This window comes from Nocardia sp. NPDC127606 (assembly GCF_042671725.1).
Lineage (GTDB): Bacteria > Actinomycetota > Actinomycetes > Mycobacteriales > Mycobacteriaceae > Nocardia.
Genome location: NZ_JBHXWQ010000001.1, coordinates 44,040 through 65,591, shown reverse-complemented (window position 1 = coordinate 65,591; position 21,552 = coordinate 44,040). Strand labels below are relative to the sequence as shown.

Genomic DNA, 21,552 nt, shown 5'->3' with positions numbered 1-21,552 from the left:
AAGCAAAAAGTGTGCTCACGTGGGGAGTCGTCGTGACCGATGCGCCGAACAGCCACTCGCCGGGGGCACGGCCGCTCCCGGAGTGGTACAGCAAGGCCAAGCTGGGCATCTTCGTCCATTGGGGCCTGTACTCGGTGCCCGCCTTCGCCGAGCGCGGCGATGCGGACTATTCGGCGTTCATGCGGGACCTGACAGTCGGCAAGACCACCGCAGACCGGATCCCCTACGCCGAGTGGTACCTCAACTCGATGCGGGTGCCGGGTTCACCGAGCGCGGTGCATCATGCGGCCACCTACGGCGATCAGGTCCCGTATACCGACTTCCGATCGACGTTCGACGCGGCAGCGGAGTCCGTCGACTTCACCGACTGGGCAAGGCTTTTCGCCGAGGTCGGTGCCCGCTATGTCGTCATGGTCACGCGCCATCTAGATGGATATCCCTTGTGGCCCACCGGTATCGAGCACCCACGCGCACCCGCCGGCTACAGTTCCCGTCGCGACCTGGTGGGTGACCTGATGCAGGCGGTCCGGGCGCAGGGCATGCGGATGGGGTTGTACTACTGCGGCGGGTCGGACTGGATGTTCCGGGAGAAGCCGGTCAGGACCGTGACCGATCTGATCCGGAATCAGGAATTGGGGCCCGAGTACGCGCGCTACGCGGCCGCCCAGTGGCGGGAGCTGATCGACACCTATCGACCGTCGATCCTGTGGAACGACATGGGCTGGCCCTCGGAGATCGACCCGCACGAGATCACCGCCCACTACTACAACACGGTCGGCGACGGCGTGGTCAACGACCGCTGGACGCAGCCGAACCTGCCGCGCAACCGCCTCGCGCGCGCCGCCTACCTGGGGTTCATCGGTGTCGTCCTGAAGGCGATGGCGAAGCTGGGCAAGGAGATTCCCGACCAGCCCAAGAATTTCCACTACGACCTGGCGACCTACGAGTACGCCACACCCGCCATCCCGCCGACCGGGGCATGGGAGCTCACCCGAGGGTTGGGGCGGTCTTTCGGATACAACGCCCAGGAGACGAGTGCCGACACCCTGACGGGAGCCGCGCTGATCCATCTGTTCGCCGACGTCGTCGCCACCGGCGGCAACCTGCTGCTCAACGTCGGTCCCGACGGTTCGGGTCGCATCCCGGAACTTCAGCAGGTCCCGCTGCGCGCGCTCGGTGCCTGGCTGTCCCGCAACGGGGACGCGATCTACGACACCACCCCGTGGGAGCAGGTCGCGACCCGCACGACGGCGGGCGATCAGGTGCGGTTCACATGCAAGGGCGACACCGTCTACGCGATCGTCCTCGCCGACCAGCCCACCGGCGAGATCACGCTCCGCGATTTTCGTCTCGCACCAACCGCCACGGTCCGTCTGGTCGGCGACACCGCGGACCTGCCCCGGCACCGGCACGAGGGCGACCTCACGATCCACTTGCCGCCCGACGCGGCGCCCCAAGAGCACGCGTACGTCCTGGCGATCACCCTGCCCTGATCGGCATCCGTGCTAATTTTCGCTTGTGCGAGCAAGAAAGCAGGGCGAACTGACGGCGATCGAGCAAACCCGCCGAGCCCAGATCGTGCTGGCCGCGATCGACACGATCGCGGAATCGGGCTACGGGAGCGCCTCGTTCAGCGCCATCGCGCACGCCGCCGGGCTGAGCAGCACCGGCATCATCTCGTACCACTTCGCCGGCAAACAGAACCTGATGGCCGAGGTGATGCGAACGATCATGGCCGAATTCACCGCGTTCGTCGCCGCGCGCAGCGACCACGGCACCCCCGCCGGACGCCTCGCCGCTTTCGTCACGGCCAACTGCGCATTCATCCAGGGCCATCGCAATCACCTGGTGACGATGCTGGCCCTGCAATCCGCCGCCCCCGACGCCGAAACCCGTGACCGACAGGCGAACTCCGATCGAGCGAAACTGGCCCAGCTGCTCGCGGACGGGCAGCGCGCGGGCGACTTCCGAGCGTTCGACCCGGACCTGATGGCCGGATTCGTCCTCTCGCTCCGCAACGGCGTCATCCTGCGCGTCGCCGCGGACCCCGGCTTCGACCTGGCCACGTGCACCGCCGAACTCCTCACCACGATCCAGCTCGCCACCAGCCCGTCACCGGTTCCACCGGCAAAATAGCGGGCACCGGCACGGATCAGTCCACCGCCACTGCTTCGGTCGAAGCAGACTGCGCCGCTGCGGCTTTCGCGAGCGATCCCGGCCACCACACCGTGTCGCCCAGCAGCGCGAACAGCGCGGGGACAACCAGCGTGCGTACCACGAACGTATCCAGCAGGATGCCGATCCCGACCACGATGCCCAACTGGGTCAGGGTGATCAACGGCAGCACACCGAGTACACAGAACACCGCGGCCAACACCACACCGGCGCTGGTGATCACGGCCCCGGTCGAGGCGACCGCGCGCACCATTCCCTGGGTGGTGCCGTGCGCGCCCGCTTCCTCGCGCGCCCTGGTGACCAGGAAGATCGTGTAGTCGACACCCAGCGCGACCAGGAACAGGAAGCCGAACAGCGGCACATTCGTGTCCAGTGCGGGGAAGCCGAAGATCGTGCCGCTGATCCAGCTGCCCGCACCGAGCGCCGCGAGCGCGCTGAGCACTGTGACGCCGACGAGCAGCACGGCGGCGGGCACCGCGCGCAGCAGTGCCAGCAACACCAGCAGCACCACGGCGAGGATCAGCGGAATGACCAGCGCCTGGTCACGGCGTGCGGCGTCGCGGATATCGAGTGCTTCGGCGTCCGTACCGCCGACGAGGGCCTCGGCGCCGGGGACCGTGCCGACCGCTGTCCTGATCGCCTCGATGGTGGTGAACGCCTCCGCCGAGCCGGGTGGTGCGTCCAGAACGACCGACCACCGTGTCGAACCGTCGGCGGATGTCCCGGTAGCGGTGGCGCGCGAGATGCCCTGCACACCATCGAGTGCCGACTGGATCTGCGTGGTGGTGGCACCGCGCGCGATCACCACGGCAGGATCCGACGAGCCGGACGGGAAGTGTTCGGCCATCGTCTCCAGCCCGTCGACGGACTCGGCCTCGACGCGGAACTGCTCGGTCTGCGAGAGCCCGATGTCGGTGGTCGCGAGCCCGGTCGCGAAGACGATCAGCACCGCCGAAGCCGCCCCGGCGACGACGGCAGGGCGTCGCACCACCCGCTTCGCGACGACCGCCCAGACACCCTGCTCGGCCGCGTCGCGACCATCCGCCTTCGGCACGAACGGCCAGAACACCCGCCGCCCGCACAGTGCCAGCGCCGGCGGCAACGCGGCGAGCACGAAGATCAGCGCCACCACGAGTCCGGCCGCGGCGAACGCCCCGAGGCTGCGGGTGTTGGGCAGCAGCGCGAGCAACAGCGTCAGCAGCGCAAGGACAACGGTGACATTGCTGGCCACGATGGCGGGCGCGGCATGACGCACCGCGGCGCGCAACGCCGCTCGATGATCGGTGTGGCGATGCAGTTCGTCGCGATACCGCGACACCAACAGCAGCGCGTAGTTCGTTCCCGCCCCGAAGACCAGCACGCTGGTGATGCCCGACGTCGAGCCGTCGAAGGCGAGTCCGGTGAGCTCGGCCAGCAGCGTGCCGACACTGGTGGCGACGCGGTCGGCGAGCCCGACCACCGTCAACGGCACCAGCCACAGCACCGGCGAGCGATAGGTGACGATGAGCAGCGCCATCACCACGATCGCCGTGACGATCAGCAGCAGCGAGTTCGCACCGGAGAAGGAGTCGGCGATGTCGGCGCCGAAAGCCGGTCCGCCGGTGATCTGCACGCGCAGCGTATCGGGGAGATCGGTGACGACGGCGGCGCGCAGTTCCCCGATCCGATCGGTGAGCGCGAAGCCGTTGAGCTGCGCGGACACCGGAATCTGGGCGAGCGCGGCCCGCCCGTCGGGAGCGAGGACCACCCGGGCGCCCTCGGTCGGCGGACCGCCAGCGCGGGTGCGCGCCGCGTCCAGTGCCGCGAGGTCGGCCGGTGTCAGCGGACCGCCGTCGGCGCGTGTCGCCACCATGATCGCGGCGGCGGTTCCGGCATCGGGAAACCGTGCGGCGGCCTCGGCGGCCAAGAAGGATTCCGCCGATCGCGGCAACGACACCGGGGCCTGGCCCGCGCTGTCGTTGCTCCCCGCCAGCGCCATCACCGCCATGGCGGCCGCGACCACAGCGAGCAGTACCGCCCACGATCGCCGACCGGTGACCAGCCCGGCGAACCGGTCCCACCCGTTTCCGTCGCTCTCTCGCATCACGCCGAAACTATTTCAGAAACTTAACTAATTGGCAATGTCGGTGGTTCCGCCCGCTAAGCTCCCTGTCGGACAGAGAGGAGGCCGCGCGTGGATGACGACACCGCCGACACGAACCCGGCCGCCGACCGGGCAGAACTGGAGACCGGCATCGCCCGGGACCTCCGTGCGCTGACCGCGATCTCCGAACAGATCGGTCACGTCTTCGCGCGATCGAACGACCTGCGCCCGAACGATTTCCGTGCCCTGATGCACGTCGCCACGGCCGACGCCGAAGGCTCGCCGGTGAGCGCGGGCCAGTTGAGCAAGTTGATGGGCGTCTCCGCGCCCGCCGTCACCTACCTGGTCGAGCGCATGATCGAATCCGGCCACCTCGAACGCGTGCCCGACCCGGCGGACCGACGGCGGGTCAACCTGACCTACACCGACCAGGGCATGACGGTGGCCGCCGGATTCTTCGGACCGCTCGGTTCCCGCACCCGCGAGGCGCTGTCCGCCCTGCCCGACAGCGACCTGACGGCCGCCCACCGCGTGCTGGTCAGCGTCACGGCCGCACTGCGCGAGTTCTACGCCGAGCTGCCGGAGCCAGGGCAAACCGCCGAATAGACGCGTCCGGAACCGGCATGTGCGGCCGCTCGACTCGATACCGCGCCGACGTCTACCCGGTCCGCTCAATCTGCACTCGGATACGCGTGTCGCCCTCTCCGCCAGTAGCCCTCTCGGAATAGCCTGTGCTGGTCAGCAGCATGTCCGGTCCTTGTTGCCGCCGAATCGGTGTCCACGGTCGGCCGAATTCTTCTCCGCCTCGAACACCACAAGCGAGGGAGTTGGCTGTGTCGGATTTCGTTCTCACCGCGGGCACCGTGATCACCATGGACGACAACCGCCCCCGCGCTGACGCCGTCGCGATCTCGGGATCGCGCATCGTCGCTGTCGGGTCGCTGGCCGAATGCGTGTCGGCGGTGTCCCCGGACGCCGAGGTCATCGATACCGGCGCGGAGGCGTTGCTGCCCGGATTCGTCGAGCCGCACGGGCATCCGTTCCTGGGCGGGGTCCTCACCCAGCCGCCCATCGCGCAGATCACCCCGTGGGTAGCACCGACCTGGGACGATGTGGTGGCCGTGTTCACCGCGGCCATCGCCGCGACCGATCCGTCGACGCCGTTGGTGTTCAACGGGTTCGACGCGCTGCTCCAGGAACACGCGGCACCGACTGCGTCGGATCTGGACGCGATCTTCGGTGATCGGGTGGCCGTGATCCTGGACAACTCCGCACACGGCATCTACTTCGACACCGCGCTCATCGAGCGGTACGGCTGGTCCGACAACCCACCATCGGACCCCGAAGGCGGTCACTACGGTCGCAATCCGGACGGGTCGCTCGACGGTCAGGGATTCGAAGTGCCGGTGCTCACCGCGGTCATGACTCCGTTGATCGCCGAGATGCCGAGCCCGCTTCTCAGCGGCGCCGGGTTCTTCGCGGCGATGTCGCGCGCCGGATACACCACGACCTCGGATATGGCCTACGACCCGCAGACCAAACACGACTACGAAACACTGGTCACCACCACGTCGTGCCCGTTACGGGTCAACCTGTGGGAGATGTCGACCACCGACACCTACACCGAACCCGAGACCTTCGCCGCCGGTGACGAGATGCTGCGCAAGGCCGGCGTCAAACTCTGGACCGACGGTGCGGTCTGGGTGGGCAGTGCGGCGACGTCGTTTCCCTACCTCGATACCGAGGCGACTCGGCGCGCCGGTATCGACCCGGCGACCGCGGGCGGCACCGGTTCGCTGAACTACACCCGATCGCAGCTGGACGAGATCCTGGACAACGCCGCGCCCGCGGGCTGGCAGATGTCGTTCCATTCCAACGGCGATCTGGCCGTCGAGTTGGCCCTGGACGCCTACGAGGCGGCGTTGCAGCGCCACGGCCTGACCGGCACCGATCACCGGTGGCGGATCGAACACCTGGGCGGAGCGACCCGCGCGCAGATGGACCGCGCGGCCCGGCTGGGCGTGCACGTGTCGCTGTCACCGTTCCAGTACTACTTCTGGGGCGATCTGCTCGACGGCGCGATCTTCGACCACGAACACGGCAGCCGATGGCAGCCCACCGCCGACGCGCTGGCCTCGGGGGCGTGCGTATCGATGCACAACGACGGGCCGGTCTCGCCGCCGTCACCGCTGGTCAACATCCAGACCGTCACCTCCCGACGCACCCGCGCCGGCACTGTGCACGGCGCCGATCAGGCGATTCCGCTCGATGCCGCGATCCGCGCGCAGACGATCGACGCCGCCCGCACCCTGCGCCGCGATCACCTGATCGGGTCCATCGAGGTAGGCAAGCTGGCCGACTTCGTCGAGTTGTCCGGTGACCCCTACGAGGTCGACCCGGCCACCTTGGGCGAGACCGTCCGGGTCAACGGCACGTGGGTGGGTGGGCGCCGGGTCGACCTCGACGCGTTCCTGGCCGCAGTGCCCACCAGCGGCACGACCCCGAGCCCGAGCCCGCAGCTCGGACGGTGCTGCTGAGCCTGGGCCCTCATCGACCGAGGGGAATCCCTGAGCCGAAGCTCCGGGTCGGCACCTGATGTGCCCGTCCCTTTCCGACGGGAGCATCGAAGGATGGAAACCGTTGGCAATCAGGATATTTCAGGAACCGTTCGACGGCGTCGCGGTGTCGCCGCACTGGCATCGGCCGTCACGGTAGCGGGCCTGCTCGGGCTCTCGACGGGAACCGCGTCCGCGGACAGCGCCGTCAGCTGTTTGTGGGCGGGCGGCCCGTACTCGCAGGGAGCCACCGTCGTCGCCGGTGGCTGGACCTTCAGCTGCGGCCGATCGCGGACCGGGGACGCACGCTGGGATCGCGGGGCATCGACGCATCGGCCGAGCACGGTCGCCAATCCGGGCGCCGCCGCCGAGCCCACCGGCCGCTTCAGCGCGGGGGCTTTCCAGCCGGGCACGAGCTACCACGACTACTGCGTGGGTGAGCAGCTGGTCAGCGGTCGTGACGCCGTCTACGAAGCCGTGCCGGACGGCCGCGGCCTGCGCTGGCATCAGGCGGGTCCGATCACGCAGTGGCGTTTCGATCAGGGCGACGGCGCCGCGCCGACCGGCCGGTCCGCGAGCGAGTGCCGGGTGGATCCCCAGTTCTGAGCCCGATTCACCCATGGCGACCGGTCTACAGCGACGGTGCGATCCGGCGTCGGCGCGGACACGCTTCGACAACGCCGAGGACACGACACTGGTTCTCCGGGCAAAGGGGAGAAATGATCGAACATAACCGGAGGCACTCCCCGGCCATCGGCACAACGTGGAGGTTCGAGCGATGTGGAATGCGATTGTTCAGATCTGTGGATTCTTGATCATCGGCGCCGTGGTGGGCGTGCTCGCCAGAATGCTCAAGCCGGGTAAGGAGAACATGAGCATGGGCATGACCCTCGTGCTCGGCATGGCGGCGGCGCTGATCGCGGGCGTGATCGCCAGCCTCATCGGGGTCGGTTCCATCACCGAACTCAACTTCTGGGGCTTCGTCCTCGCGGTCATCGCCGCGGTGGTACTGCTGTTCGCGGCCGAGTCGATGGGCGCCCGTAAACACCCGCCGGTGGCCTGAGCCGCGCACTCCGGCGGTCTAGACGGATCGTGGGCGATCGAACTGCGATCGCGAGCACCACCCTTCAGTCGGCGCTGCGCAGCGGCGTGCCGCGCAATCCGCCGTCCCTACCGAAGTACGCGATTGCCTGTCATTGCGGCCTGTAGGAGTCTCGGCGATCTGCGATGGCGGAATTTCGCTGCAGCAAGGGGCTTGTCATGACCGAGCGCTATCCTTCCGCACATCGTCCCGTTCCCGAAGAAGAGCCTTTCGCGCGGCAAGCCGCTGCCGGGGGGATCTCCGTGCTGGCGGCGATCATGCTGTTCATCGCCGCGGCGGCCTCCATCCTCGAGGGCATCTCCGCGATCGCCGAAGACGAGTTCTACGTCGCCGGCATCAGCTACGTCTACGAATTCGACGCGACCACCTGGGGTTGGGTCCATGTCGTCCTCGGCGTGATCGCCATCGTCTGCTCGATCGGTTTGATGTCGGGCACCGCGTGGGCGCGATACGCGGCGGTGGGCATCGCGGCACTGGTGATCATCGCGAACTTCCTGTCCCTGCCCTACTATCCCGCGTGGTCCATCGTGATCATCGCGATCAGCGTGGTGGTCATCTGGGCCGTCACCGCCTGGCAGCCCGCCGGCCACGACCGGATGTGATCTCTAATCTGAAATGAAACTGTGTCTGAAAACCCGGCGAAACCGACGGCGAGTGGCGAGAATTGGCCCCAACGGTTTCGGCGCAACTCAGCACCTGTCGAACCGTCGCGAATCTCCTTCGGCAACAGAGGAATTGGACGATGGACAGGTTGTCGAGATCCACCGCGGCGACGTTGGTTGCCGCCGTCGTCGCGGTCGGGACCGTGGCGGCCGGCGTCGCGCGGGCGGAAACGCCCAGCGCGCAGCCCTGCACCCCGTACACGGCCGTCTTCGCGCCGGGGACCTGGGAGACCACGCCGGGCGCCGATCCCGGGGTGCCCGTCGGGATGCTCCAGCCCGTCGGCGACGGCCTGCAACGCCAATTCGGCCGTGACATCACGGTGCTCTACGTCCCCTATGCCGCAAGCGCTTTCGACCTGGGTCTGAGCTACGCGGAGTCCCTGGGCACGCTGGAATCCCGCTTGCACCACATGATGCGCGGCCTGTGCAGCTCGACGCGTGTCATCCTCGCCGGCTACAGCCAGGGCGCGGACGGCATCGGCGACCTCGCCACCGAGATCGGCAACGGCGACGGTCCCATCGATGCCGATCGAGTGGTCGGCGTCGGACTACTGGCCGATCCGCATCGCGATCCGAATACCACACTCTCCCTGGGCAATCCACAACCCGGCCTCGGCATAGCCGGAACGCGAAGCCGCGATTTCGGTGCGTTGACCGAGCGGGTTCGCACCCTGTGTGCCGACGGCGACCTGTACTGCTCCCTCGATGCCGCCACCTCCCCGTTCCTCGCCGTGTTGGGCCGGGTCCTGAGCGGTGATCCCGAACCGATCGCGAACGTCCTGCCCGCCACGGTCGATCCCAGCAGCCTGATCGCCCAAGCCGTCACCATGGGCGCCGGCTGGACCGCCACCGCGGCGAACCTGCCCACTATTCTCGACAACCTCACCCGCCTCTCGGAGTCCATCGCGGCGGGTGACATTCGCGGTGCGCACCGGACCGCGAATGCCCTGAATGTTGCCCTGTCCCCGTTGGTCCAGGCCGCCGCGGGGGTAGACCGAGTCCTGGTCGCCCAGGTCATCCGCGCGGCTGCCGCCGTCGACCCCTCTGGTTGGACCGCAGCCGTCAGCGTCATCGCCGACGCCCTCGCCCCCATCGATTTTCTGAGCATCGCCGACAAGGTCGGCCGAATTCAGGAGATCCTGTGGCGTGCGGTCGAATCCCTCGATCGCAACGACCCCCTCGCCGCCGCCACCGACCTGGCGACCTTGGCCGCCACCGGCGCCGACCTCACCGGTTCCGTGCTCGGCCCCGTCGCCGCCGGCATCCGAGCAGACCTCACCGCGACCACCCGAACCCTGCTCAGCATCGCCGACCCGGCCACCCTCGACGAGCTCGCCCAACTGGCCCGCCAAGGCGTGGACATGGCCAACTTCTACGCCTCCGAAGCCCACATCGACTACGGCGACGACGTCCAGATCCTCCTGAGTTACCTGAGTTCCCAGGTCGTTTCGTAGCTTCGGAAACACTCGCTGTTGCGTCGGCTCGATCAGGATCGAGCCGACGCAACGGCATTCAGATCAGCACGTCACCGCATCTCCGACGGAGTTGTCGAGACGCACCCCCAGAACTCTCGACAACTCGCCGACATTGTCGGCACTGGGTGTCACCACATCGCGTTCCCACCGGCTGATCTGGTTTCCGTCCGCGATTCCGATCCAGTCGGCCAACTCCGCCTGGGTGAATCCGGAGGCCATCCTTGCCGCCCGAATCGCTTTGCCGATCGTGGACATGGTCTCCCCTTTCTCTCGATGCCCTCGGCGCGGACCGCATCGACGCGGGTGCCCGTCGGCGAACCCACGTACTCCTGATGCCGTCTCGCGCAGCCACATTCGAAAGATATCGGCGAATCGGCCTCGGAAGGAGGCTGTGACTGCACGGCAACTGACTGTGCACGCACAAACGTGCGTGCATCCGGGGCGCGGAACCCCGGCTACTTCGGTGGGTTGCCCACATCGGTGGCGCTGCGGCGCCAGTCACGTGGCGTCATGCCGAACGCTTCGCGGAATCGCCGGGCGAAGTGGGCGGCGTCGCGGAAGCCCACGGCACCGGCCACCGACGCGATGGACCGGTGCGCGTAGCCTCTGTCGATCAGCATGTCGCGGGCCCGGACCAGGCGTTGTTCGATGATCCACTGCTCGAGGCTGATACCCGACTGTGCGCATACCTTGTACAGGTGCCGCACGGAGATGTTGTTGCCGGCGGCGATATCGGGGATCTTCAAATCCGAATCGGACAGGTTGGTCCGCACATACCCGAGGATCTGCTCGATCAGCAGTTGCTCCGGGATGGCGGCGCCGTCACCCGGCCCGCGCCCGGCCGCCGAGATCAGTAGCGCCCGAACCATTTCCAGGCACGACTCACCCACGGAGGCAGCGGCCGGGTCGGCTTCGAGCTGGTCGGCGATCCCGACGAGATGCTGGATCTGCGCCGTGACCATCGGGTACAACGGCGACGCCGCCAGTCGCCCGTGCGCCGCGACGACCGTTTCCGCGGAAATGCCGAGGCGCTCCCTGGACAGCTGCAGGCACAGTGTTCCGCCGAGACCGTGCCAGCCGGAGGCGAACGTCGTGGCCAGGTCGATCACTTCGCAGGCGCCGGGCTCGATCAGGGTTTGCGCACCGAACTGTTCGTGTCTGCGGACCTGTCCGTTCTGCACGGTCACCGTCAAGGTGTCGCTGGGCGTGGTTCGCTCATGCCGACTGGTTCGACAGACCTGGTGACCGGATACCTCCGAGCGGGTGAGCGCGATCGGACCCAGCATCCAGGCCTGGTGACGGCTGACCACTTCGGCAGGCGAATCCCACATCTGCAGGGTGGCCCCGATATCGGCTTCCTGCAGGATTGCGGTGACCGCCTCCCGCCGGTCCGCCGGCGTGAAGTAGTCGGAGTCGATCAGCACTGCCATTTTGTGATCTCTACTTCGGATTCTCGTCGGCGGTGGTGTCCCTCCCATCGCCGACCGCTGCGCGTATTCGGGTGGTGGCGATTCGGGGTCCTGTAGTCGGCGATGCTATCGCGCCGTGGCGCGCCCGGAGCCCGATTCGGCAGGGTTTCCGCACCGACTTCACCGACCCGCGGTGACGTGTTCCCTTGCCGCGGTAGGCCGTAACGCCAGGATTCGACGTTCGGCGGGTGTCGCCGTCGCAGCCCACTCCGGTCGCAGAGCCGCATAGATGCATACGTCGCGCCACCGGCCCTGGGTTCGGTACAGCTGCCGCAGCCGCGCCTCCGGCGTCAAGCCCACTCCCGACATCACCGTGTCCATCACCGGATGATCGTGCCGATGCCCCGCCCATACCCGGTGAATCCCGAGCGGCCCGAAAGCGAATGCCGCCAGCAGCCGCCCCGCCTCGATACCACCCGCACGCAGCGCCCCTTCCGGAACCACGACCAGACCGCCGATCATCGCGTTGCTGCCGAAATCCTCCACCAGCAGACCGATGGTGCCGACCATGGTGTCCTCACCCGGCGCCGTGATCGCCAGTGTGTACTTGCGCCGCGGAGTCTCGCCGCGGGAGCGCAGGGCGGCGTCGAACGACGTCGCGGCCGCCCGGACGCCCATGCTGTCGGTGCCCATGTATCGGGTCAGGTGCGGGTCGGTGAAGATCCGCTGATACACGCCGAGATCACCGGCGCGGAGATCACGCAACCGCAGCCGCGGGCCGACCAGTTCCACGTTGCGCAGGTCGATGGTCAACGGACTACCTCCATCGCCCGCACGAACGCCGGAGCGATCTGCGGACCCACCGCGGGTATGAGCTCGTCGAGGTCGATATAGGTTCGCCCCGACGGGATCAGCTCGCCGAGCAGGATCCGGCGAGCCGTGTCCGCCACCAGGGCGCCGCCGAGCATCACCCCGGAGGCGAGTTGAGGCCAGCTGGACAGACTCCGGCCGACCTCGCCGAGCGCGTCGCGCATCGCCGGACTCAGCCGCGGCTCATCGACCACTGCCAGCAGAAACGACAGCAGCTCGCTCCGGTTCATCCTCGCGATATCGGACGAGGTCGATCCGTCGGTGCGGCCGTGGAACAGCGGGCGATGGGGTTCGAGATCGAAACGCTCCACATCCAGCAAGCCGCGATCGTTGGCGTCCATCAGTACCGGGATCCCTCGGTCACGCGCGTACTCACGGGCAGCGACCTTCGCCCACACTGTGTCGCATTCCTCCACCAGCAGATCCAGCGGCCGGGTGCCGTCCACTCCGTCGAAGAACGGCCCGATCGACTCCTCGGTCAACCCGCCCTGGAACACCTCGATGTCGAGATAGGGGTCGATCTCGAACATCTGACGGGCCGACAGCACAGCTTTGGAGACCCCGAGATCGCCCACCCCGGCCCGCAGCCGGTTCAGATTCGACAGCCCGACGGTGTCGAAGTCGGCCAATCGGAACGATCCGCCGACCCCTTCCATCGCCAGCGTCACAGCCGCGCTGTTGCCCACCGACAGCCCGATCACACCGATCCGCCGCTCGCGCAGGGTTCGCTGCTGCACCCGGTCGATCTTGTTGCGATTCCGATCGGACCGCACCCGCTGGAAACCCTCGCGCGGCAGCACATGCACCAAGCGGCCGTTCCACGGATAGAACACCCACGTTCCCCACCGCCACAACGGAGTCCCGTCACAGATCCGACGACGAGACGCTGCCAGCGAGCTCGTCGAATGCGCGACAGCGGGGTCCTCGCAGCGAGTCAGTTCGTCGAGCTGATCGTCGATCGTGTCGTGCACTGCGCTGACAGAGCCCGACGCTGCCAGCGCTTCGAGGTCACGCAGCCCTTCCGGGCTCGATGGATCGAGCAGCTCGGGACGGAAATGCGATGTCGCGGCGCCGGGCGTGAGTACCACCGGACGCGGAACCGAGCGATGCCAAACCATGTGTGCACAAACCTCCGACCCTCATGAGGCGAACGGCCACCCGCTCGTCTCTGTCGACCAGGACGCGCAAAGGATACACACAGCACACTTTCAGCTAACCGACCTTCGGTCCACCGGCATGGCGCTGCCAAACATCGGCCAAACTGGGGCTACAACCAATAGATTCGGCGTGACAGGCGACCGATTCCGTCACCCATTCGCAGCCTCGCAATAATCCCGCAAGCATCGATTCCGGGGCTGTCGATGCCCGCAAACCCGTGGTCAGCCGTCGGCTCGGGTGTCGAGTTCGCGCTGAAGGTCGGCGTTGATGCGCTGCGCCTCGGCGAGCTGGTCTTCGAGGATCACGATCCGGCACGACGACTCGAGTGCGTTGCCCGCATCGACGAGTTCGCGTACGCGCGCGGCGATGCGCAGTTGGTAGCGCGAGTAGCGGCGGTGCCCGCCCGCCGAGCGCTGCGGGGTCAGGAGTCGCGCGGCGTCGAGGCCGCGCAAGAACGCCTGGGTGACGCCGAGAATCTCCGCGGCGCGTCCCATGCTGTAGGCGGGGTAGGTGTCGTCGTCGAGCTTGTCCGCGGCGCTGGGACCGTCGGCGGGATGGGTGTTCGGGTGCTGCACGAGGCCTCTCGGATTCAATGCCGGAAGGCCCCGGCGCGCTGGGCGCCGGGGCCGTGATTTACGACTGGGGGATTGATTTCACTTGCCTTGACCGGCCGGAGGGGCCGATCTGAGACACCGCATCCGACAACTCCCGGAATGCGGGACATCTAAATGGCTGATCAGTGGCCACCACCTCCTGAATCGTCGGTTCTACCTGCGGTACTTCACTTGCCTTGCTTCTTCGCCCCCGGCGGTCCAGCCGACTGCACCGGATTCTCTTCTCCGCCTGAGGGGACGGTCGAACTTGTCGTCCCGGGCAGTTCACCTGCCCGGCCATCTGATTTCTTAGCAGGAACGAGAGCGACTATATACCCCCGAAACCGAGAATGTCTACACCCGACACAACAGATTTTTTTCACCAGGGGGGTTCGTTGCCGAAGGGCGGAGGTAAGCGTCGCGAGCCAAGGTGAGCTGCGCCCGAACGCCACAACGCCAAAGGACGCGCGATCCGAGGAGAGGAGGCCATAGAAGCCGGTGAGCTGGGCAGCGCTTCTACACGAGTGTCTGCGTCCAACAGCGATCCGCTGGTGGACGGGGCGGTAACCGTGCACCAGGTGAGATGAGCCCTTCATGCGCGCCGCTGACGGGCTCGGGTGTCGTCGAGATCATCGCGGCGCGGCGGTGTCAAACCCGCCCTTGGTGCGGCCGGAAAGCCCTTGAACCTGCTGGTGGCCAACACGATTGATGTTATGGCGCCCCGGATTGCCCCGTGAGCTGTCGGCACACCTGGTGAGCAAACCAGCAAGTGTGTGGTTCCAGCGCGCCCGCCGGGCGCAAAACCTTCGGGCGGGCGACGACGACGATCATCGTGACGGCGATGCTGACGCAGGATCTGAAACACCTACTCGGACAAGGTTTACGGTACGGCGAACGCCCCACGATCGGTGGAGCGTGGGGCGTTCGTGAGTGGGTAATCGGCCGTGCAGACAGGCTTGATGCAAGCTGTTCGGTTGGCGGGTCTGAACTTACGGGGCGGTTGCGGTCGGCGGTTGGGTGACGTGCCAGCGTCGCGAAGGATGGGACTACCTCTTCGCCAGCGGACCCGACCTCGCCGAAAACCTGCGCAACACCATCGAATTGCGCGCCATTTTGACCGACCCTTCCGTCGGCTCGGAGGCGCATTGCCACACGGAGAACCCGACCTCGACACCACAGCCCGACGCCTTTCGACAGGAGTCACACGGCAACACTGCAAACCGATCCAATCCGACTGTGACAATATCGAGACGAGGCGATATCACTCGACCGCGGTTGCCTCGAGCTCGACCAGCTGGCCGGGGATCGCGAGCCGGGTGACTCCGAGCATCGTGGTGGCCGGTGCTACCCCAGCGGCACCCAATCGCGAGGCGAGTACGCCGTAGTGTTCGAAGAGCAGGTCGACGTCGGTGGTATAGACGTTGAGCCGGACAAGGTTCGCCAGGGACATGCCGGCTTCTGTGAGGACGGCTTCCACGTTCTCCACGCTCAGCGCCAGTTGTGCGGCCATATCACCGGAGTGCTGAGGCTTGCCGTCGCTGCTCATTGCGGTCTGCCCGGAGCAATACAGGGTCCGGGTGTGCCCGAGGACGAGCTCTCCCTGGTTGAATCCCATCTCCACTGACCAGGTCACCGGGTTGATTGCCGTTCGTTGCGTTACCACATCAGTTCCATTCGATTCGTAGATATGTCTGCTTCCACTGACTACTGGCCACTGGAGTCGGACGGGGGTCGTCAAAGCTGCAACGTCTTTGGACGCCGCTATGGGCGCGCGCACGCACCGGACGAGCTTTCGGGACGAGCGTGTTGGCGCGCCCCAGGTCGAGTACGCCGATGGCGAGTAACGCGCAGGCACGGATCGGCGTCTTTCACGCGGCAAGACTTTCGGATCGGATCGGTGCGGGGGTTTCACGGACGCGTTTGCCCAGTGTGATGAAGAACAGAACCAGACCAACGGTGAGAAAGATGTGGCCGCCTCCTGCGAGATGAGCTGCGATTTCGCTTGTTTCGTGGCCGAGGACCGTGCGGGTGCCACGCACGGTCATCACAATGACGGTCAGTGCTAAGCCTGCGTTGTAGGTCCAGAAGAACGGGTTGAACAGCTTTTCCGCCGTGAGCGTGAACAGCTTCTCCAGCGCCAGGACGATCAGGAAGAACAGCATCCCAAGGGCCAGCAGGTGGGTGTGGACAAGCCCGAGTTGGGAGTCGCCGGTGAAGTCGTTGAGTTTGGTGATTTCGCGGTAGTAGAGGCCGGAGACAAGGCCGACGATCATGTAGATGTGCGCCGCGTTGACGATCTTTTTCACGACATTCCTCGGATTCAGGCGATGAAGAGTAGAGCGGCACTGATCAGTACAACCACTGCGGTGGCGAAATGGATGCCGAACGCGGTGGCCTTTGTTCCCCTGTCAACGCCAGGCCGATGACGCCGGAGGTGAAGTCACGCAATCCTTTGACGGTCAGGTAGGCCGCGTCTCCGTCTGGTTTCGCGGGTACGCCGAAGCCGTCGGCGGCGGATTCCGGGGTCAGCAGGAACCGTGCTCCGATGAAAAGGACGAAGACGATGAGGAAGATGGCGAGGCCATAGGCGAGGGGGGTGAGCATGATCCAACTCTCAGGACGAGACAGTGCGATCTTCGGCCGGTGAATTGCTGGCGGCCGCTACCTCCAGGTCAAAACCGACCTCTTTGAATATTTTCCCGTAGGAAGTTCAATGATCGAGCGTTCGCCGACCGTGATCAACGACAAATCACCCAAGGGTCGTTAACCAGCGGGCAATGATCGCAGGCGCACAGGTAGAGCGGCACGAGATCGAGGCGTTTCCGACGCTGTGCGAGGAGCTGCACTTCGGTCGGACCGCCGAACAACTTCGAGTGTGACGGCACACGTCAGCAAGACGATCGAACGCCAGGTCGGGGTGGCGTTGTTCCACCGGATGAGTCGCAAGGTCGCCCTCACCCCACCCGAAGCAGTCGACCATCGCAGGAATCGCGTTCGGCCTGATCGGTGGCATCGGCAACCTCGCCGGGACCGCATATGCGGCAGGCGCGTTCGGGCTGGCCTTGGCCGGTGGCTTCACGGTCCTACTCGCACGGCTGATCGCGAAGGATCGCGCTGTCGCCGCTGCAGAGGTCGCGGCTCGTGCTGACGCTCAGCACGAGGCGAACATTGCCGATGACGATTTCGGGCTTTACGGGACTCGGGACAGGCCGCAGTTGTCATGACAGCGCTCCCCCGGACGGTGAGCATCGCGAGCAAGTTTCAAATCCCTCAGATGTCAGACGGCATCGACGGTCGCGCTGATCGCCCCGTTTCCAGTCGTGCCGGCGCCACGGACCTTGGCCATGGCCGCGTGAACTTTGTTCGATTTGGTTGGCGTGGAAGCCGGTGGCGTAGCCGATGATGTCGGCGTGGTGTCGGCGGCCGTTTTCGGTGACCACGGCGTCGGGTTCGATGTGGTGGACCCCGTCCCGGATGAGCTCGACGTTGTCTCGGCGCAATGTGCGCAACCAGCTCCCGTTGTTCTGCAGGGTGCGTCGCCGGTGGCTGGATAGTCGGGAAGGACCTTGTCCAGCAGGGCGGTGTCATCGCCGACCTGACTGGTTATCCAGTGCGTGAACATCAGCCGGGCACCGCCGTTGATCTCGCTCACCGCGACGGCGGGGTCGCCGTTGTAATCGGGGTCGACGAGGGCTGCTTCGCGGCCTTTTTCGCAGCCTGGCCAGAACAGCAGGAACCGGTACCAGCGGCCGTAGAACGGCACCACCGAAATCCCCAGTAGCCGCGGCCAGGACGCATCCTCGACCACTACTCGAATCGGAGCGATACCCTTGAGCAAGGGAGTCTTGATGGAAGGAGCTGACGTGGGGCAACTAGGCCGCATCGCGTGTAGCCGCTCTGTGATCGCCCGAGGCTGATCTCGAGCTACCGATGTCCGAGCCGATCGACCTGGTCGATTCAGCCGAACGAACCCGCACCACGCTCGCCAGTGCCGTGGCGCTGCTCTCGCAGGCTTGGACGTCCGGTTCTCCACCCGACCTCTCGGCGTTGCTACCCGCGGAACCGGCGGCGCGGCGCACCGTCCTGATCGAACTGATCAAGATCGACCTCGAATACCGCTGGCTTCGGTATCACTTTCCCAAACGACTGATCGAATACCGCGCGGAATTCGCCGAGCTGCGCGACGGTCCGCTGCCCGCCGAGCTCGTCTACGAAGAATTCCATGCCGTGCGCCGCGGATCGGGGGCAACCGATGCGGCTCCCACCGCCGATGCGATGACCGCGGCGGCGACCGGCCCCGAGCCCACGAGCGACTACCACAGCACGATCATCGCTCGTCCCGGCGCGCAGGTTCTACTCGACGCCATCGATGTGGGCGACCACGTCGACGACTTCGACCTCCTGATGAGGATCGGCGCCGGCGCCTTCGCCCAGGTCTATCTCGCTCGGCAACAATCGATGCAGCGACTCGTCGCGGTCAAGATCTCCCACAACCACGGCATCGAGCCGCAGACTCTCGCCCAGCTGGACCACGAATACATCGTGCGCATCTTCGACCAGCGGCTCATCGCCGATGGCCAGCTGAAGCTGCTCTACATGCAGTACCTGCCGGGCGGGACGCTGCTCGACGTGCTGCGGTTGCTGCGCTCGACGCCGTCGGAACGCCACAGTGGGCAACTGCTGCTCGACGCCGTCGACGAGGTACTCGCCGAGAAGGGTGAGGTCCGGCCTACCGAATCGGCGATCCGGACCAGGACCGCGGCACTGACCTGGCCGGAGACCGTCGCCTGGCTGGGTCGCCGACTCGCGGACGCGCTGCAGCACGCGTCCGATCGAGAGGTGCTGCATCGAGATATCAAGCCCGCGAATGTGCTGCTGAGCGCCGAGGGAGTGCCGAAGTTGGCCGACTTCAACGTCAGCTTCAGCCAACGCGTCAAGGGCACCAGCCCCCTGGCCTACTTCGGCGGATCCCTGGCGTACATGTCGCCCGAACAGCTCGAAGCCTGCCATCCGGACCTGCCCGCGACCGCTTTCGATCTCGATACTCGCAGCGACATCTTCGCGCTGGCCGTGATGCTGTGGGAATTGCTCACGGGGCGGCGGCCCTTCCCCGACGAGACGTCCGCGGGCGAGTCCGAGACGTCGCTGGCCCGCATGCTCGAATTGCGGCGCCGGCCGGTAGAGGCGGCATTCTTGTCGGAGCTTCCGTCGGATTGCCCCATGGCGCTGCGCCGCGTGCTCCTGAAATGCCTGTCGCCCGACCGCGAGGACCGCTATTCGTCCGGTTCGGAATTGGCCCAGCAGTTCGACCTGTGCCTCGAGAAGAGGGCCCGCGACCTCGTCGATCCGCCGCCGGACAGTTGGCGAACGCGACTGTCGCGATGGCCCACCCTCGTCCTCTGGCTGTCGTCGATGGTCGGTGTCGGCCTGGCTACGGTGTACCTGGCTGTGCACGCCCAGGAACTGATCAGGGAGCGCCTCCCCGCTGCCACGAACGCGCAGATCAACAGGGGCGTGATGGTGTGCATCCTCTGTGGCTTTCTGCTGGCCGTCGTCCTGTACGTCTACATTTCACGTGATCAGCTGGCGGTTCTTCGCGGCTTGCGCAAGGGCAGACGCTACGAAGAGGCAAGGCTCGCGCGGGTGCGGTCTCGGACACTACTGTGGGGCGACCTCTGTGCGCTCAACACCCTGCTGTCCGCGCTTCTCGCCACCGTGACGGCCGTGCTGCTGCTGCGCTGGTTCACCGACCTTCCAGTGCGGCTGCAGGTCCATGCGGCGATGACTGTTCTGGTTGCGGGCACCATCTCGGTCGCCTACACCTTCTTCCTTTCCACGTTCTATCTCGTCCGCTGCGTCTACCCCCGCTACCTGCGCCACGGGCGCACGACGGAGCGCGACTCCGCCGACTTGCGCTGGCTGCGCCGGAGAACCACGGTCTACCTCGCGGTGACGGCGTCAGTACCGGTGGTCGGGGTGCTGGCCGGATTCAGCTTTCTCGAACCCGAGGAGCTGTGGCTCGTGCGCGATTCGGTGCTGGGGCTGTGCGCGGCCGCCGGGCTCGCCTTCGTCGCCGTGTATTGGTTGTTCCGGAAGCTGGACGCGGACCTGCGCGCGCTCAGCCGGGTGGTCTAGCGATCAACCCATGGCGACCTGGATCCGTCTGTCCGGCCGGTCCGTCGGTCGACTTCGAGCTTCGAAACACTCCATAGAGGTGTCGCGCACCGTCGAACAGGTAGTCCGCGTCGTTCGGTGCCCGCCGCATGAGGCGGCGGTGCGCGGCAGAGCTCCAGGGCCACACCGTCGGCAGGCCGCGACGTCGCGGTACCAGCTCTGGCAGCCGGTCGCCCAGACGGTCGGGGCGAAGGCGTCGTCGATCCGGTCGTTGAACCGCTCGGCGGCGGCCTCGGTCGGCTCGACCGTGGTGAATTCACCACGACGCCATCGCTGTCATCTGTCGGCTTGCCTAGTGCAGGTCCCGGCTACTGTCGACTATCGGACACGTACCCACGAAATCCCCTGCTCGCGGGCAGTTTTCGTGTCCAAATGAGTGTGGCGACCGGGGGAAACGGTCGGTGCCACCGCTACGCTCGCCGAAACCGCAGCTCAGCCAACCATTCAGGGGAACGACTATGACCGAACCGTACCGGACCAGCCCGCATCGGTGCCGCTGTTCAGCGCCGAACGTCCCAGTGACACCACGACGGCGCACCCGAACCCGTTCGCCGCCAACCAAATCCCGGTTTTCCTGGCCGTCGATCGCGCCGCAGCTCCCGAGTGAGCGAGCGAGAGCTCATGGCCTGCCGCACCACGGCGGTGGAGGGCAAGTACCGCGACCGGCGCGCGATCGCCCGCAGGTGCGAGCTGATCGTGCATTTCCTCGACTTCCTCAGAGTCCCGTTGGACCAGCGGGCCGGACACGGCAGGTGGACCACACTGGCGCCCGCCACCCGCGCCGACCTCGGTACCCACGCGCTGGCCACCCTCGACACCGTGCTGACCGACCTCGCCGCGGTCCGCGCCCACCTGGCCGCCACCGTCACGGTGGCGACCGAGCACATCGGTCCAGGCGCACCCCTCCCGGGTCTCGAGCATGGCGGGGCGGGCTGGGCGGTGGCGCGGGCGTTCGACCGGTTCGTCGTACCTACACGGTTCATCTCGATCCCGCTTACCCGGAGCTCAGAGCCTCCGACCCGCGCGCGCAAGGAAGATTCCGGGGTCGCAGCAACTCAGGTGCCATGACTGCAATCACATACCGTGCGGTTCCATATCTCCTACCAAATTCTGGACACCACGGGTCCGCGGGCAGCGATCCTTCTCGTTTTGCACGAAAACGGTTGCCCGCCACGAAAAACATGCCCGACCAGCCATGATCCGTGGTCCCAGCTGGTTTCAAGCCAACAGACCCCAGGAAGGCCTGCGACCAGCACGTTGAGTCGGCGTGCCGTCGCTCGACGGAGGGTTCCGAGA

The 21,552-nt window shown here is 66.5% G+C and carries 19 protein-coding genes and 1 pseudogene; 10 read left to right on the top strand and 10 right to left on the bottom strand.

The features are described from left to right. Positions 1 to 32: 32 nt before the first annotated feature. Both ACFVJ5_RS00345 and ACFVJ5_RS00340 read left to right on the top strand, forming a co-directional pair. On the top strand, positions 33 to 1,493 hold the full coding sequence (locus ACFVJ5_RS00345; protein ID WP_379217629.1) for an alpha-L-fucosidase: 1,461 nt from the start codon (positions 33 to 35) through the stop codon (positions 1,491 to 1,493). A gap of 25 nt (positions 1,494 to 1,518) precedes the next feature. After that, the gene (locus ACFVJ5_RS00340; RefSeq protein ID WP_379217627.1) at positions 1,519 to 2,136 is read left to right on the top strand and encodes a TetR/AcrR family transcriptional regulator; all 618 of its coding nucleotides are present in this window, start codon (positions 1,519 to 1,521) and stop codon (positions 2,134 to 2,136) included. Positions 2,137 to 2,152: 16 nt separating this feature from the next. Here ACFVJ5_RS00340 and ACFVJ5_RS00335 read toward each other — a convergent pair whose 3' ends face one another. Next, complete coding sequence (locus ACFVJ5_RS00335; RefSeq protein WP_379217626.1) at positions 2,153 to 4,258, bottom strand: MMPL family transporter; 2,106 nt, start codon at positions 4,256 to 4,258, stop codon at positions 2,153 to 2,155. Positions 4,259 to 4,348: 90 nt separating this feature from the next. On the opposite strand from ACFVJ5_RS00335, the gene ACFVJ5_RS00330 reads away from it, so the two are divergent. From ACFVJ5_RS00330 to ACFVJ5_RS00305, 6 genes are all read left to right on the top strand, one after another. After that, on the top strand, positions 4,349 to 4,864 hold the full coding sequence (locus ACFVJ5_RS00330; protein WP_379217624.1) for a MarR family winged helix-turn-helix transcriptional regulator: 516 nt from the start codon (positions 4,349 to 4,351) through the stop codon (positions 4,862 to 4,864). 227 nt (positions 4,865 to 5,091) lie between these two features. After that, positions 5,092 to 6,795: an amidohydrolase gene (locus ACFVJ5_RS00325; RefSeq protein WP_379217622.1), complete on the top strand. Its 1,704-nt coding sequence runs from the start codon at positions 5,092 to 5,094 to the stop codon at positions 6,793 to 6,795. Positions 6,796 to 6,888: 93 nt separating this feature from the next. Further along, the gene (locus ACFVJ5_RS00320; protein ID WP_379217620.1) at positions 6,889 to 7,419 is read left to right on the top strand and encodes a hypothetical protein; all 531 of its coding nucleotides are present in this window, start codon (positions 6,889 to 6,891) and stop codon (positions 7,417 to 7,419) included. Positions 7,420 to 7,591: 172 nt separating this feature from the next. Further along, the gene (locus tag ACFVJ5_RS00315; RefSeq protein ID WP_379217618.1) at positions 7,592 to 7,876 is read left to right on the top strand and encodes a GlsB/YeaQ/YmgE family stress response membrane protein; all 285 of its coding nucleotides are present in this window, start codon (positions 7,592 to 7,594) and stop codon (positions 7,874 to 7,876) included. 197 nt (positions 7,877 to 8,073) lie between these two features. Next, positions 8,074 to 8,517 (top strand): acetyltransferase, encoded by a 444-nt coding sequence (locus ACFVJ5_RS00310; RefSeq protein WP_379217616.1) that lies wholly within the window; start codon positions 8,074 to 8,076, stop codon positions 8,515 to 8,517. 140 nt (positions 8,518 to 8,657) lie between these two features. Next, positions 8,658 to 10,031: a cutinase family protein gene (locus ACFVJ5_RS00305; protein WP_379217614.1), complete on the top strand. Its 1,374-nt coding sequence runs from the start codon at positions 8,658 to 8,660 to the stop codon at positions 10,029 to 10,031. A gap of 63 nt (positions 10,032 to 10,094) precedes the next feature. Here ACFVJ5_RS00305 and ACFVJ5_RS00300 read toward each other — a convergent pair whose 3' ends face one another. The 9 genes and pseudogenes from ACFVJ5_RS00300 to ACFVJ5_RS00260 form a co-directional block, all read right to left on the bottom strand. Then, on the bottom strand, positions 10,095 to 10,307 hold the full coding sequence (locus ACFVJ5_RS00300) for a helix-turn-helix domain-containing protein (protein ID WP_378988841.1): 213 nt from the start codon (positions 10,305 to 10,307) through the stop codon (positions 10,095 to 10,097). 200 nt (positions 10,308 to 10,507) lie between these two features. Continuing rightward, entirely contained in the window at positions 10,508 to 11,482 is a 975-nt protein-coding gene (locus tag ACFVJ5_RS00295; protein WP_379217612.1) for a helix-turn-helix domain-containing protein, read from the bottom strand. A 159-nt stretch (positions 11,483 to 11,641) separates the two neighbouring features. After that, positions 11,642 to 12,274, bottom strand: coding sequence for a GNAT family N-acetyltransferase (locus tag ACFVJ5_RS00290; protein WP_379217610.1), 633 nt, complete (start codon positions 12,272 to 12,274; stop codon positions 11,642 to 11,644). Further along, complete coding sequence (locus tag ACFVJ5_RS00285; protein WP_379217608.1) at positions 12,271 to 13,449, bottom strand: ThiF family adenylyltransferase; 1,179 nt, start codon at positions 13,447 to 13,449, stop codon at positions 12,271 to 12,273. Before ACFVJ5_RS00285 ends, ACFVJ5_RS00290 begins: the two co-directional genes overlap by 4 nt. A 261-nt stretch (positions 13,450 to 13,710) precedes the next feature. Next, on the bottom strand, positions 13,711 to 14,064 hold the full coding sequence (locus tag ACFVJ5_RS00280; RefSeq protein ID WP_379217606.1) for a MerR family transcriptional regulator: 354 nt from the start codon (positions 14,062 to 14,064) through the stop codon (positions 13,711 to 13,713). 1,279 nt (positions 14,065 to 15,343) lie between these two features. Further along, positions 15,344 to 15,697, bottom strand: a complete 354-nt coding sequence (locus tag ACFVJ5_RS00275; RefSeq protein WP_379219733.1) for a RidA family protein — start codon at positions 15,695 to 15,697, stop codon at positions 15,344 to 15,346. Positions 15,698 to 15,950: 253 nt separating this feature from the next. Beyond that, the gene (locus ACFVJ5_RS00270) at positions 15,951 to 16,388 is read right to left on the bottom strand and encodes a DUF2871 domain-containing protein (RefSeq protein WP_379217604.1); all 438 of its coding nucleotides are present in this window, start codon (positions 16,386 to 16,388) and stop codon (positions 15,951 to 15,953) included. 43 nt (positions 16,389 to 16,431) lie between these two features. Next, the gene (locus tag ACFVJ5_RS00265) at positions 16,432 to 16,686 is read right to left on the bottom strand and encodes a DUF4267 domain-containing protein (RefSeq protein ID WP_379217602.1); all 255 of its coding nucleotides are present in this window, start codon (positions 16,684 to 16,686) and stop codon (positions 16,432 to 16,434) included. Positions 16,687 to 17,447: 761 nt separating this feature from the next. Beyond that, positions 17,448 to 17,845, bottom strand: a pseudogene (locus ACFVJ5_RS00260) (4-hydroxyacetophenone monooxygenase); the annotation flags it as partial. A 167-nt stretch (positions 17,846 to 18,012) separates the two neighbouring features. Between ACFVJ5_RS00260 and ACFVJ5_RS00255 the strand changes: the two are divergent. Both ACFVJ5_RS00255 and ACFVJ5_RS00250 read left to right on the top strand, forming a co-directional pair. Further along, positions 18,013 to 20,217 (top strand): serine/threonine-protein kinase, encoded by a 2,205-nt coding sequence (locus ACFVJ5_RS00255; protein ID WP_379217601.1) that lies wholly within the window; start codon positions 18,013 to 18,015, stop codon positions 20,215 to 20,217. Between the two features lie 642 nt (positions 20,218 to 20,859). Then, positions 20,860 to 21,324 (top strand): hypothetical protein, encoded by a 465-nt coding sequence (locus ACFVJ5_RS00250; protein WP_379217599.1) that lies wholly within the window; start codon positions 20,860 to 20,862, stop codon positions 21,322 to 21,324. The last annotated feature ends 228 nt before the right edge of the window (positions 21,325 to 21,552 follow it).

Bases quoted from the DNA above. Each gene is read 5' to 3' on its own strand.
- ACFVJ5_RS00335 (WP_379217626.1), bottom strand. From the start codon at position 4,258: ATGCGAGAGAGCGACGGAAACGGGTGGGACCGGTTCGCCGGGCTGGTC.
- ACFVJ5_RS00320 (WP_379217620.1), top strand. From the start codon at position 6,889: ATGGAAACCGTTGGCAATCAGGATATTTCAGGAACCGTTCGACGGCGT.
- ACFVJ5_RS00315 (WP_379217618.1), top strand. From the start codon at position 7,592: ATGTGGAATGCGATTGTTCAGATCTGTGGATTCTTGATCATCGGCGCC.
- ACFVJ5_RS00310 (WP_379217616.1), top strand. From the start codon at position 8,074: ATGACCGAGCGCTATCCTTCCGCACATCGTCCCGTTCCCGAAGAAGAG.
- ACFVJ5_RS00305 (WP_379217614.1), top strand. From the start codon at position 8,658: ATGGACAGGTTGTCGAGATCCACCGCGGCGACGTTGGTTGCCGCCGTC.
- ACFVJ5_RS00300 (WP_378988841.1), bottom strand. From the start codon at position 10,307: ATGTCCACGATCGGCAAAGCGATTCGGGCGGCAAGGATGGCCTCCGGA.
- ACFVJ5_RS00295 (WP_379217612.1), bottom strand. From the start codon at position 11,482: ATGGCAGTGCTGATCGACTCCGACTACTTCACGCCGGCGGACCGGCGG.
- ACFVJ5_RS00285 (WP_379217608.1), bottom strand. From the start codon at position 13,449: ATGGTTTGGCATCGCTCGGTTCCGCGTCCGGTGGTACTCACGCCCGGC.
- ACFVJ5_RS00275 (WP_379219733.1), bottom strand. From the start codon at position 15,697: ATGGGATTCAACCAGGGAGAGCTCGTCCTCGGGCACACCCGGACCCTG.
- ACFVJ5_RS00265 (WP_379217602.1), bottom strand. From the start codon at position 16,686: ATGCTCACCCCCCTCGCCTATGGCCTCGCCATCTTCCTCATCGTCTTC.
- ACFVJ5_RS00255 (WP_379217601.1), top strand. From the start codon at position 18,013: ATGTCCGAGCCGATCGACCTGGTCGATTCAGCCGAACGAACCCGCACC.